This window comes from Haloarcula sp. H-GB4 (assembly GCF_030848575.1).
In the GTDB taxonomy this organism is placed as follows: domain Archaea; phylum Halobacteriota; class Halobacteria; order Halobacteriales; family Haloarculaceae; genus Haloarcula.
Map to the genome: position 1 here is coordinate 1 of NZ_JAVDDX010000009.1, position 12,914 is coordinate 12,914.

The 12,914-nt window shown below is 53.9% G+C and carries 11 protein-coding genes and 3 pseudogenes; 4 read left to right on the forward strand and 10 right to left on the reverse strand.

Annotation, left to right across the window (positions count from 1 at the left end; genetic code table 11):
* Nucleotides 1-196, forward strand: a pseudogene (locus RBH20_RS21165) (HNH endonuclease); the annotation flags it as partial.
* Here the strand turns inward: RBH20_RS21165 and RBH20_RS21170 are convergent.
* The 4 genes and pseudogenes from RBH20_RS21170 to RBH20_RS21185 form a co-directional block, all read right to left on the reverse strand.
* The gene (locus RBH20_RS21170) at nucleotides 181-933 is read right to left on the reverse strand and encodes a hypothetical protein (protein ID WP_306712402.1); all 753 of its coding nucleotides are present in this window, start codon (nucleotides 931-933) and stop codon (nucleotides 181-183) included. The pseudogene RBH20_RS21165 and the gene RBH20_RS21170 overlap by 16 nt on opposite strands.
* A 73-nt stretch (nucleotides 934-1,006) precedes the next feature.
* A complete protein-coding gene (locus RBH20_RS21175; RefSeq protein WP_306712403.1) occupies nucleotides 1,007-1,966 on the reverse strand; it encodes an ArdC-like ssDNA-binding domain-containing protein in 960 nt (319 codons plus the stop codon).
* Nucleotides 1,967-2,139: 173 nt separating this feature from the next.
* Nucleotides 2,140-2,319: pseudogene (locus RBH20_RS21180) on the reverse strand (IS5/IS1182 family transposase); the annotation flags it as partial.
* A 433-nt stretch (nucleotides 2,320-2,752) separates the two neighbouring features.
* Nucleotides 2,753-3,955 (reverse strand): esterase-like activity of phytase family protein, encoded by a 1,203-nt coding sequence (locus RBH20_RS21185; RefSeq protein WP_306712404.1) that lies wholly within the window; start codon nucleotides 3,953-3,955, stop codon nucleotides 2,753-2,755.
* 1,475 nt (nucleotides 3,956-5,430) lie between these two features.
* Here RBH20_RS21185 and RBH20_RS21190 point away from each other — a divergent pair.
* Complete coding sequence (locus tag RBH20_RS21190; protein ID WP_306712405.1) at nucleotides 5,431-6,639, forward strand: Cdc6/Cdc18 family protein; 1,209 nt, start codon at nucleotides 5,431-5,433, stop codon at nucleotides 6,637-6,639.
* A gap of 319 nt (nucleotides 6,640-6,958) precedes the next feature.
* Here the strand turns inward: RBH20_RS21190 and RBH20_RS21195 are convergent, their stop codons facing one another.
* The 6 genes from RBH20_RS21195 to RBH20_RS21220 all read right to left on the reverse strand — a co-directional run bounded on the left by RBH20_RS21195 (nucleotide 6,959) and on the right by RBH20_RS21220 (nucleotide 10,564).
* Entirely contained in the window at nucleotides 6,959-7,282 is a 324-nt protein-coding gene (locus RBH20_RS21195; protein ID WP_306712406.1) for a hypothetical protein, read from the reverse strand.
* Nucleotides 7,283-7,448: 166 nt separating this feature from the next.
* Nucleotides 7,449-7,706 carry a hypothetical protein gene (locus RBH20_RS21200; protein ID WP_306712407.1) on the reverse strand — a complete coding sequence of 86 codons (258 nt, stop codon included), beginning with the start codon at nucleotides 7,704-7,706 and terminating at the stop codon, nucleotides 7,449-7,451.
* A gap of 120 nt (nucleotides 7,707-7,826) precedes the next feature.
* Nucleotides 7,827-8,699, reverse strand: a complete 873-nt coding sequence (locus RBH20_RS21205) for a hypothetical protein (protein WP_306712408.1) — start codon at nucleotides 8,697-8,699, stop codon at nucleotides 7,827-7,829.
* A 56-nt stretch (nucleotides 8,700-8,755) separates the two neighbouring features.
* Complete coding sequence (locus RBH20_RS21210) at nucleotides 8,756-9,793, reverse strand: hypothetical protein (RefSeq protein WP_306712409.1); 1,038 nt, start codon at nucleotides 9,791-9,793, stop codon at nucleotides 8,756-8,758.
* 130 nt (nucleotides 9,794-9,923) lie between these two features.
* On the reverse strand, nucleotides 9,924-10,322 hold the full coding sequence (locus RBH20_RS21215; protein WP_306712410.1) for a PIN domain-containing protein: 399 nt from the start codon (nucleotides 10,320-10,322) through the stop codon (nucleotides 9,924-9,926).
* Nucleotides 10,319-10,564: an antitoxin VapB family protein gene (locus RBH20_RS21220; protein WP_306712411.1), complete on the reverse strand. Its 246-nt coding sequence runs from the start codon at nucleotides 10,562-10,564 to the stop codon at nucleotides 10,319-10,321. The genes RBH20_RS21215 and RBH20_RS21220 overlap by 4 nt, the downstream gene beginning before the upstream one ends.
* A gap of 1,030 nt (nucleotides 10,565-11,594) precedes the next feature.
* Between RBH20_RS21220 and RBH20_RS21225 the strand changes: the two genes are divergently transcribed.
* Complete coding sequence (locus RBH20_RS21225) at nucleotides 11,595-12,050, forward strand: hypothetical protein (RefSeq protein ID WP_306712412.1); 456 nt, start codon at nucleotides 11,595-11,597, stop codon at nucleotides 12,048-12,050.
* 3 nt (nucleotides 12,051-12,053) lie between these two features.
* Nucleotides 12,054-12,914: pseudogene (locus tag RBH20_RS21230) on the forward strand (hypothetical protein); the annotation flags it as partial.

Consider the following 12,914-nt stretch of genomic DNA (forward strand, 5'->3'; position numbering starts at 1 on the left):
ACTCTCGACAGCCGTTGCGTCCGCTTACGTAGTCAGCATGTATGCTGCACTCTGGCAGGTCTTCTCGGCGGAGCCGTCAGTACCGGGGTGGGTCCCCGTAATCGCGCCACTGGCTGGGATTGCCTACGGTTACCTATCCGAGCGTACTGCATTCTCGCTTCGGGACCACCTCCCCCGCCCTCAGATCCGCGGTTGATGATCCAGCGCTTCTGTTAACGAAATATACGCCGATAACTGGTCCATGACCGAGTGGTCAAATGAGTCAGAGACGTGGCGCACGTTCCACAGACCGGATTGGAATACCTCAGATTTCAGCGAGTGATACCCGAGCCAATCGAGGTCTGACGGCCCTGCGGATCGACGATGATGCGATACCATCGCGATAGTGTTCGCTTCGATCACCGCTCGGTCACACTCGGGTCCGGGGTCGCCCGGAACGTCAACCCAGAGAAACGGCAGATCACGGATATACTCCGATACACGCTGTTCAAGTTCGTGTTCTTGCTCGCGAACAGCAGTCGTCTCGGCGTCGGGATTTTGCTCGCCCCAGTGGGGATACTCGTCGTGCCAGCCGTGCTTCTCGATCAGTGCCCGTCCAACGTGCAACCTGAAAATCGAGCCTCGGTGGTTGCCACCGCCGGCGTACTTCCCGCGAACGTTCCCACGGTGTTGCCTGAGTCGGTTCCAGAGCGTATTCGACGAGCCGGCACTGACACCGACGGTGCCGATCCGGGAGAGTCGCCAGTCGACCGCTGTCGCTGCGCGAAGGTCGCTTGCTGGCGAGAAGAAAAAGTAGACTCCCCGGTCGGGCCACTCTAACCGACCGTTGACATCTCCAAGGTAGTACGGCCCGCCGATCTGGTCACGCAAATCTGCTAAGACACTCAGAAACTGTCCGACAGGGCTGCCGCCCGACGCTGCTGTTGAACGCATCTTGGACTCCCTCACCCACCAGGGAGTCACAAAATATGGCTCTCAAGCATGACTGGAAAGACACCGCTCCCTCTCAGCTGTCACCTTCGACGGCATCGATCAAATCCGCTGCAGTCGATGAGATCCGGTCCAGCCGGTCCCGTAACGTCTCGGGAGCGTCACCGTCCCACGCCGCGAGGTAGAACGCCGAGTTGTCGGGGTCCAGCCCAAAGTGGCGACTGACCACGTAGGCAACTGCCTCAGCCTCGACCTCGCGTTTCGACCGCTCCGCCTCATCCGCAACATCGAAGTGAAGATCGGCGTGTGCGAACTCATGAATCAGTGTACTCGCAAGAGCGGCTCGGTTATCGCGGTCGATTGCTTCCACCATCGGATTCGTGGTCGTCACACTCCGATGCTCGCAAACACCCCGTGCAGACCCATGCTTCCATTCTTCCGGAGCGACGATTCTTGCGTCGACGCCGATCTCGTCGGTGGCGTCCAACAGGTCTTCGACAAGCCCATCTGGTTCGCCGTGGGCTTCTGTCTCCAGTTCGGGAAGTGGCTCACCCTCGGTCTGAGAGATATCGAACACCGACGTTGGCCGGAACCCAACCAGTCCCCGCTGCCACTGCTCGGGGTCTGTCTCGTCGTATTCACAGTCCGTGTTCTCGTGATACGACGGGGAGTTTCCACATTTGGGGCATTTTTTCGTAATGATTGGAGCCCAGATCCAGATGGCGTCCTCACCTTGCTGGACGTACCGGTCGAAGTCATTTTGCCACGTATTGTAGCCGGCGACCCGGGTTGCCTCGGGACACTGGAGCTTGATGAGCAGCGTGTTCCGGGCTGAATAATCGTGGAACTTCGATTGGACGTCGAGCCACTGCTGGAACTGCTCGCTGGCTTGAGCCTCGTTCGTGAGGTCGGCAAGGTCCTCGACCCACGCATCGAGTCGGTCACGCATTTCCTCATCCCGGGAGTCGGATTCGTCGAAGGTGCAAGTAGTCTTCTGGCTGGATTGTTCTGGCGTGTCTGACTGTATCGTTGACATTGATCTATCTCCGGGACGCGCTCTCGGGCACGCCCCCGCACCGCCACTGGGGGACAGAAAATTGACTGCTGCCGCTGGGACCGCTTTCGGAGTCGGGCTGGCGGGTAGAGAGTCATTACGTGAGCATTCCAGAGTTTAGCATTTACAATCAGGAGGGTGTCATAGAACTCTTGTCACACCGTGGTGATCGTGCTTCCCGGACTGTCTCTGCGTTCGTAGTTAGTGATGCCAACAACGGGCGGGGACACAGCGACAACTAGCACTTGTGCTCGTGCGTTGACGCGGCCTCGGGAGTCTGTTCGCCCGAGGCCGCGGTCCTTTACTGATTCGTTGGTTTGCTTGACTCCTGCTTGCTAACTACGACAGAGAGTCTCTAACGATATATACAGATGAATTCTGGGCTTACAAACCACTCGAAGAAGGCGATTCAATCGTCGGTAAATACGTCGTTTACAGCGGTGGAGACTGCTCTAGCCGCGATATCTACGCCAACTCCTGCGACATCAAAAGGCAGGCCAAAGTGTATCTCAGAGCCTCTCAGCACCGCCGCAGACTCCGCAGAAAATAGGTGACCAGACAATAAAATATGCTCTTGAATTCCCCTGTGAAAACCCATCCACGTGCTTCACGAGAACGAGCACGATCTTTACCAGTCGAAAACTATTGTATAACACGCACAAGTGTGAGCAGAAATCTGGGGTTGGGATTCATGACTTGGATACGTGCGATGTTGTGATATTTATACGCCCACTTCATCATGAGAGCAGGCGGTACGGGGGTATTCGATCAGACAATCGGCTCCTGATACTGGATACGGGCGATTTTTGTATCCACGTCCGTATAACCGAAGTCATTATCATTTATTAGGATCATCGTCCCCTCAGTCGGCATCGCGATGCCCTCGATTTTCGAAGGGAATCCGTCGTAGTCGTCTGTCGAGAACACAAGCGTTTTTTCGAAGCTGTCGACACTCTGGAGTTCGTCTTCAGAAAGACTTTCTAGCGTTTCATCGCGGTCTAGTTCATCATATTCCGCCGGAATCGGGTCCGTGTCGGCCATCGAGACGACGTAAAGCTTGGTCGTCGCACTGACCCGCTCAAGCACGAGTAGCCGGTCTTCATCTAACATGCGCAGTTCGCTGATTTTAACATCGCTCTGGTCCGGCGTACCGTCCACATTGTCCCGTCGGAAGGTTTCTGGCAGGTCGAGTCGATAGAGATACTGGTCACCCATCTCGCCCGATGCAGGGTCGAAAGTGGCTACGCGGATGTTTCGTGATGATTCTGAGGTTTCAACGTCGGGATTTGCAAACGGAGACTGTATCGCGAACACGAGTTGAGTCTCGTCCGGACTGATGCCCAGTGACTCGATGCCACGATTCAGCTTACGTCGACGCCACACTGCCGGCAGACTTGGCATAATCGGGTACGTTGCGTCAGCGAGATCCTCGTCGACACCCTCAGGGACGTGTCGGGCGACGATTTGCCCGTTCGGATTAACTTCAGCGATACTCGGTCCGTATTCCTCTGCAATCCAGAACGTATCATCAGTCATACGAACGACACCCTCGATATCCATGCCGTTCGGATCGTAGGGGATACGGTTGCCATTGATAGAGTACGCTCCTTCAGTGGTCGTTACTTCCAGCGGATTGCTGATTGCAGTGATATCATTCCCATCACTGTCTTTTAGTGGAATTGTTTCGGTGACCATTGCCGTGTTTGACCGGGCCCCGGTATCCAGGCGAACAGTGTATATTGACGGCGTGTAGCCCGGGTTCGTGAATATCTTGTCGCCAGTGTCTCCCTGGCAGAGAGACTCAACGCTCTTGTTGGCCACGTCCGGGGCGTCGCTGCAATTGAAGTTCGGGCCCCTATCAGCGATTGTGTAGAACAAGTCATCCGGGTCCTGGTCTCGCGTGCAGGCTCCGCTACCGAGACCAACGATGAGGTCGAGAGTGTTCCCGCCCCGGAATGTGACGTCTCCCATCGTCAGATACGATTCATCGACATCGAAAAATTCTATGTTCGGATCACTGATAGCGGACACGTTCTGTGTCGCGTCGGTAGTAATTGCATCTCTAAGTCCGGAAACGGTCGATGTACCGGCGAGACTGAGGCCGAACACGGCTCCCACACTGAGTAGTATCGACCGACGATTGAGCGAGCTTTTAGTTCCATTCGCCGCAGAATCACTTGGTTCTACCACAAGTGAACCCCCATTTGGGGCCCTGAAGTGTTTTTATAGTATCACTACTGAGATGATTATATCATTACGAGAAATATCATAGAACTCTTGACATACCGTGACCACAGTACTTCTCTGATTGCCTTCGCGTTCGTAATAAGTGGTTGCGATGATAAGATGTAGGCAGAGCGCGAGAGGTATTTTTATTCGCCCGTGAGCGCGGCCTCAGGTGTGGGTACGCCCGAGACTTCAACCCGCCACTGATTCACTGGTTCGTTCATTCCCAGTAGGGCGGTTGTATGACTTTACCGAAGAAGCGTTTTGCAGGGTCGTTTAATTTATTCTACCTCAGTATTCACCTACTCATTGGTATAATAACCATCTTATACTCCTCTACAGGGGGGATTGCAGAATACGATCACAAGTACTACAAGACACAACTTGTCCGAGCAGTCGAGAGTATACTCTCTCCAAAAGGGTGGGATCGGACAGATATTCGACGGGAGCTAGCTGATTCGACGGCGGGGAAACTGAGAGACTACTGTTGAAATGTGATAGGGGGACACCGGGTTTCCGGTGAAATCTGAGAGATACTGAGACTTCGCATGCACACCGGATTTCCGGTGAAATCCAAATCAGCCAAATCACCGCTGAATTGAACCACACGCACACCGGGTTTCCGGTGAAACAGAGAGCCATAGCAGTAACCGAGAACGCTCCGTATCAACTACTATTGCGTCAACTGGGGAGCATAGACAGACACACCAGATTTCCGGTGAAATTGCCCAATAAAGACAGTATAGCTGCTAAACCCTTTGATTACAAAAGGAATGTTCCTACGCTATCTGCGGATTCAGGGAAATCTACAGGAGGAAGAGCACAATAGAACTCCCCACAGCAAGGAAATGACCAGATACTATCTTTATTGCTATGTCTGACATACTTTTATATACAATACTAGCGTGACATTCCAGTAGCTGAATCGCTTTTCGTAGGTTAAAGCGAGATTTTCTCGCTTGTGATTTTCAGCACTCCAATCGAAAACACTCCACAGAACCGTTCTATCCTATTCATCTCGAGATTTTACTCCGGTACTTCGTTGGCTATCCCGCCATTGCGGATGAGGTAGATCGCAGTTGAAACCATGTTTCCGGTGTATCCTAACCCCCGTTTCATCTGGACACTAAACACCCTCTAGACGGTTTTCACCGGAAACGTGGTGTGTGTGTCTCAGGGAAAGTATCAAGACGTTTCACCGGAAACTCGGTGTACAAGCAATGTCCGACTCTGACGATCTCTTCATTCTTGAAGATCCCATTTTCGTGAACAAGGAACTGCTTGAAATCAGCCATCTCCCGGAAGAGGATCGCATCGTTGGTCGAGATGAAGAAATCAAGCAACTGGCTAATGCGGTAAATCCTGCCATCTTTGGCCAGAGTCCTAGCAACATCCTCCTGTATGGGAAGACTGGAACAGGGAAGTCCCTCTGTGCAAAATACGTTTCTCGTCAACTGGTCGATACCGCGTCTAAGGAGGGTATCAACGCTGTCTACGCATATGTGGATTGTGCCCAGGACAGCACCGAAACCCAGTCTGTGCAAACGATTGCGGACTCAGTAAATACGGAAGAGAATGATATCTACATTCCCGACAAGGGAATTAGCACTGCAACCTACTACAAGCGTCTCTGGCGGATTCTCGATATGCATTATGACGTCGTCCTCATAATCCTCGACGAGATCGACAAACTCGAAGACGACGACATCCTGATGCAACTGTCACGAGCTGGAGAGGCTGGAAAAATTGAAGATTGTAAGATTGGTGTCATCGGAATTAGCAACAAAATCAAGTATAAGGATCGGATGGATGAGCGGGTCAAGTCCAGTCTTTGCGAACGAGAATTTGTGTTCCCACCCTACGACGCTAATCAGCTCAATGAAATCATGAGTGCACGGAGCGACGCATTCAGAGAGGGAGTACTCGAAGGTGGTGTTATCCCTCGGGCAGCTGCACTGGCAGCTCGTGAGCACGGCGATGCACGAAAAGCGATTGACATACTTCGATATGCAGGTGAAATTGCCCAATCATCGGACATGAATACGGTTCCAGAAGACTTCGTTGTTCAAGCTCGAGAGCGGGCTGAGACTGATCGGTTCCGTGAACTCATTAGCGGCTCAACGCCACATTCTCGATACGTACTACAGGCGCTGACTATCCTTTCGGTTGACAATGCTGGCGATGGAGCTGATGATATCGGCTTCCGAACAACCCGAATCTACGACGTGTACGAAGAAATTTGCCGTCAGGAAGGCTCTGATCCTCTCTCGTTACGACGCGTCCGCGACCTTCTCAAGGAACACGCTTTCTTAGATATTATCGAACAAACGCGCCACAGTGGTGGTAGTGCAGAGGGGAGCTATACAGAGCATCAGCTCCTGGAAGATCCAGATGTCGTGCAACAGGTGCTCGAAGATACAATCAGCTGAATCGATTTTGTAAAACAGCGTACTACCACTGTTCCGTATCTCTGGATGGACTTAGTTTCACCAGAAATCCGGTGTCTCTCGTTAGCTGATAACCACTGATATTTGACTGTAGACTCCTGATTTCATCGGAAACGTGGTGTGCTGCGTCTGAGATTCCAACAGTCTACCCATGTGAGATAGTGGCGCTCTTTTCACCGGAAACCCGGTGTGGGCCGATGTGCTGACTCAACACTGTTAACCAACACTATATCACTTAATGCAGGTTAAAATTCCAGCTCTATGATGCGAGTATCTTGATCAGTTTCGTATAGTCAGGAACTCACTCGTTAGGATCGACCGGTCCCTTGTACTGTGATTTCACCGTGTCACCCTCTCGCCACTGCCAGTAGTAGTAGCGGTTGTCGTTGATCTCCTTGACCGTAATCGTCGCTTTGGCAGGGACTTCGCCCGGGAGATCGTCTGGTCGTTCTTCGACCTCTTCTTGATCTGCTGATTCCTTGAGACGGGTCTCACGTTCCTTGTGCTCAGCTAGCGCTTCAGCGTATGTAGCAACGTCACGCAGCCTCTTCGGATCCGACTCGTTGAGCGTGTTGACGATCTCCGTCGGGAGGTTCATCGGTGGTGTCGGGAGTTCGTGGGACATCAACTTCTCTGTCTTAACCAACGCGGGTCTTCAACGATATGTCTGTTGGTTAAATAGAGTCTCCGTTAGACAGAACTGCCGAAAGAGCCCGTAAATACCCTGTGAGTGCACTATCCATCTGTGCCCCGCAGTTTTGTATAAGAGCGACTTGTTGGAGATCTGGGTGCTACTCTTCGATGCCAGCCTCCCAGCCCTTGTGGAAGTACGCTAGCGCCAAGTCGGAGTCGAAGCACCGTCTGGAAGGAACGTGCTGCAAGACTGCTTGTTCTGGAATTGGTTCAACTACGCCCTCATCAATTAGACTGGTGACGACTTCGCAGGCTCGTGGCTCGTCGATCTCGACAGTATCGGGACGCCGCCGGTCACAGTCCTTTGCGATCTGTTCACGCTCAAAGCGCTCGTGATCTGGAACTGTTTGGTCCATAGAGGAAATCCCTCACCTAACCGGGGATACACAAAATAAGCGCTAACCAACAACTGCGAAGTATAGCGGTCGGTGTTGGTTAGCCGTACTACCGTTTCCGCAAAACCACACGGAACCGGCTCAGTTCGGGAGCTTTGGTGCTATCACGAACTGCATCGCTCCAGCGGCGTCAGGGAATCCGGATTTCAGCACGAGCGGGACCTCGTTACCGATGTGTAACGCCCGATTCGTGCCCTCTGGAAGGCCAGCGTTCGCTGATTTGACGAGCGACGAGTCCAGTTTTACCTCGACATCCGCAGGCTCGAAGGCAATTAGATCGGTGTCTTCCCTCCGGTACGTCATACTGTCAGTGTCACCGTCTGCGGCAAACTGCATTTCTCCGGATTCCGGGTCAACGGAGAGGTCAAACCGGCCGTCAAGCATATCTGCTGCATCGAGACCGAGAGATATGTCGTCTGGACTCAGGTGGACAGTCGCGGGGATATCAATATCCGGCATTTCAACAGGGTAGCGGAGCGATTCAACCGGATCAAGCTCGATGGTGCGCGTTATCCCGTCGATGTCGACTTCTAGCGTGCTGTTCGCCGCATCGAGTGCGAACTGTGCAAGGTCGCCTGCATCGCCAATCGAGAGTGCATCTCGAACTCGTCCGACGTCCACTCCCAACGTCCCCGTCTCCGCGTCGAAGGTGCTGAATGAACTCCCAGAAACACGCAGGTCGACCATCGAGTGCCCTTGCTGGTCGGCCGCTCGGATGGCGATTCCCGACTCTCCAATCCCCAGCCGCGTCTTGTCTGTGACCGTGCCAGCCGCCGCGAAAATCTGCTCAAACAACTGGACCTCGCCGCTGATCCGGAGGTACTGCGGGGCATTGAGCGCCAAGAGGTCTGCAGTGTCGATTTCTGCTTCGTCATCCGCCGACGTCTCTGGCACGCTCGTTTCGGCGTCTGTGGTTGCTGCTTCGGTGCTACTGGCCGCTGTGGACTGTGACATCTGGATTCCCCTCCACTTCCCGGAGGGTACACAAAATATGCCGTTGGCGGCGTCGGTCAGGGAACGACCGACGCGAGGCGATGGGTGCGATAGTCGACTGTCCAGCGCGAGTAGTTCCGTGTTATCCGGTACTCGCGAACGACTGCAACGTCTTCCAGCGACTTCTCGGGCTGTTCCCACGCAAATTCATAGCCGCCGATCACGTCTCCCTCGTCGAGATATCCGACCGGATGGTCCGGCCCGTCCCACTCAACCGAGATTGGGTCGCCACCGCTGGGGGGCTGGACTCCTCGGCTGACTGTCCCCTGGATGACGGCTGGATCGGATGTTAACCCGTGTAGCTGTGCCAAGTCTCTCGCCTCGATTTTGAATTCATCTTCCGCCCCGACGAACGAGTGATATGTTTTTCCGCGTACTGTTGCGTACTCTACGCCCTCGATATCGACACCGAGAGCGTCGGACAGCAGGTGGGCAAACTCAGCGGCCCCCGTACGAACTGTTTGGTTCTGCTCCTCGATCTGCAGGGTCGTCTCTGGCGTCCGGAGCTCCCTCGTGTATGGGTTCTCCGGCCGCTCAACAGGCATACAACTGCACAGGAGCGTCCCTTCTGGTCCCGTCAAAATCCACGGCCGTTTCCCGCACGGGATGGCGGTATATTGCGACGCAGTGTATCGGCCACCCCCAGTGAGGACTCGCAATGCCTTTTCCAGTGCTTGGGCATCAATCCCGTACCCGTAGCTGTCAGCAAGTCCGTCGGTGAATGTGACTCGAGTGTCGACCGAACTGAACTCGCCGTACGTGTTTGGAATTTGCAGGAGGTCACCAGTTGCGTACTGTTCAATATATGCCCCGACGTCTCCGTCAACGACCCAGCGCGTCTGTTGTTTTGTTGCTCGACCAGCCGACGTGTTGATCGACGATGCTGGCCGCTGCGTTATCAGCCCCCAGTCCTCGTCTGGGGATGCCCAACTACCACCGTCGCGATCAGGAGCGCGACCTGTCGTCGCACATCGGGCGATGCTTGCGGCATCGGGATCCAGGTTGTTGTCGGCGCTGTCTCCGTCTCCGAACGTACCGAGTGTGAGGTCAGTCATCCTCTCACCCGTCAGAGGAACACAAAATTTTGCCGGCGAGGCCAGCCGCTACAGTTGTTCCGACTGGTTTCATAAACCGTAGCGTTTGTGCGCCTCGTCTGAAGAGCGCAAAGACGAGCCGTTTGGGTAATCAGCGATACTCTTCAACGTCGACGACTTGTTTCGTCTCCTCATGAGTGAGGTCACCGTCGGCCGAGACCACTGTAGCATCAAGTTCTCGTCCGACTGCAGCAACGAGCGCGTCGACATCGTCAAGATACGGTCCCTGTGGTCCAACCTCGGCAGAGATTCGTCCCGCTTCAACCGACAGCTCTTCGTTGATTTCGTATATTTCACCCCACGACAGCGCTTCAACCGCCTCTTCAAGATCTCCAGATGGGAGGTTTCCGACACCAACGAGTGCTTCAGCGTGGGCGGGAGCAGGCATTACCCACAGCTCTTCCTCACCGCCGTTCGATTCGTAGTACGTTTCTGTGGCAGGGTGACCGCTCAGGTAATCGATAAGGAAGTTTGCATCAAGAACCCTCATGTATCCTCGCCTAACCGTCGCATCCGCTCTTTCCGCTTCTCTTTTGACTTCTCGCGCTTGTTTCGAATCCAGTCGGCGTCTTCATCAGAGAGAATCCCGAACCCGTCGTAGAAGTCAGCATCTTCGCTCTCATCAAGGACGCGTTCGAGCACGTCGTTGAACGATTCGCCCTCACGCCGACGACGGTCAAGCTGTCGCTTCACTCGATCGCTAACTCGTATCTGCTCATCAGCGGTCGCCATTGGTATGTCAACGTTGGCGTTGACATTGGTTAATCCTTGTCGGGGTGGAGTCGGTATGCCGACTTATTAAATAAGTTGTGAATCATACTGCATACACACACACCCGGGGTGTGTGTCTCCAAGAAAGTGCTTCTCTAGGCATCCAAAGATCTAGAGCAACTGCTGGTGTTACACTCGACACCCAGAGGGGTGTACTATTTTCTTCCCTCTTGGGAACACTCTCTACTATTGTTGCCGTATAGACTCTACTAACGGCAGAATCAATCGTTTACACTCGACAGTTGGGGTGTCTCACCCGAACTTACGGACTGGTAGATCCCTAGAATATCTAAATAAGGGTCTGAATGGTGTGATACGCGATTTAATGCCTATTTACACTCGACACCTGGGGTGTTCCTTGATTCGGGTACGAGCGAATGCCTATGCGTGGAGGTGTCGAATCATTCACTCTGTTCAGTCTTATTCCCGCTCACTCAGCATCGCAGAGTTGACCACATGAGGGAGTGTGCGGCGACATTGACGACATGGGAGTGGTCCACGACATGGACAACGTAAGGTTCTGGTTTCAGTCTGACTCGTCTAATGCCCCGCTTTTGCCCTTCTATGAAACTAGCCTAATGATGTTCTATTGATTAGCTTCTATGCCCTTATTGTGTCTAATTATATTAAATATGTCACCAGTTGGCACTGTCGATATACCTCCCAACTGCGGTAATTTCTGATATACGGTTTGGAAACTCTGCGGCTGATAGACTAGTTAACGAAGTTACTGGTTAATGAACTAATATATGTTTCTATTAGCATTAGAATTTATGCGGCTCGAAAATTAAGGCATTATCGAGTAACACTACCTATCACAATCTAGAACTCTTAATTTTGTTCACAAGTTTTTTGATAGCCCCACTGTCAACACGTGCTGGTGGATTCAGGGCAGAATTCACTATAAGTGTGAGAAAACTAATACAAAAACGGTAGCAGATCACCCGTGGGGCATCAGTGGACAAGCAAGACGCTCGAAACAGAGATATCTATGTCAGCACGAACTAACGCATCGAACGAATCGACTTCACGACCAACACTCTACAGTCACGCAAAGCGCCGGTTCGCCGAAGCGTGGCTCACGCCCGGTGTGCGACCGGCAACGCAGTTGCTGTTGATCCTCACGCTATTTGCTGGCTCTGCGATGGGCCAAACCGATGTCGGGAACATATACTGTGGCACTGCTGTCGAAGACGGCGTCAACGTCGTCTTTGGGGCACTGGCTGGCCTTGGTCTGCCGGCGACGATGGTCTTCGTCGGTCGCAGTGGACTCTCATACATGCGTGCGTCGGGGAACCCGAACCAGCAAAACGAGGCTCGCCGGGATCTTATCCTCTCGCTGGTCGGCCTCGGCGTCGTTGTGCTGGCAATCGTGGCTCCAGAGCTTATCACGAAGTTCGGGAACAACGTTGGCTTCGGCTTCTCGGACTGCGTGACGCCATTCTAAACGATGCCACCACTCCGCTCACTGCTGGTGATCGCGGCCTTTTGCTCGCTGCTCTTGACAGTCGCAGCTGCGGGGTCTGCGTCTGCTGGTAGCAACCCAGTCCAGATTGAGCGGGGGACGGCACACACCCTCACCGGTTCGAGCCACGGTGGCGCGGGGGTACTACAACAAAACGCCACCGCACCGAATGGCTCCAGCGGAGAGGGAACGGAAGCGAACGACACTGAAACCAACGAGTCCAGTGCCCGAGGCCCAGCGGCCAACGGAACGGCAGCCAACGAAACCGGGGGCAACGAGTCCGTCGACCGAGGGCCAGCAACGAACCAGACAGCCGTGAATAGGTCCGTCGAAGTTGGAGCAAGGCAGAACCTCAGCGCACGAGTCTCGTGCTACGAGAATGCCTCAAACCCACCAGCAAACGCCTCTGTCGGGGACAACGCGACGGCGGGTGTTCTCCCACCTAACCGGTCGTACAACCACAATCACACGTTCTTCCGTGCGCTGTGGTCTGGCGACCCCGATCATCCAGACCTCACACGGGCCGACCGGGCCGAGGCCGAGAACGGCACGCTGGCTGTTCTGCCCTCATGCACGGGAGATATGCTCTCTCGCGAGCCATCGAACACGACGCTGTGGAACCGGCCTGAACACGACTCGTTCCGGACTGGTATCGAGAACTCCTCGCGACCAGTGAACGTCACGGACACTCGCTCTGGACTCTGGATTCGTGACGCCTATGTTACGTTCTTCAGCGTCGAACCATCGACGGTTGCCCATCGAGAGTCTGGCACGGAGCGTCTGGTCCGTCCGAACGGAACCGTTCGTGCCATCCACGACTACCGGGTGTACATTTCGGAGTTCTTC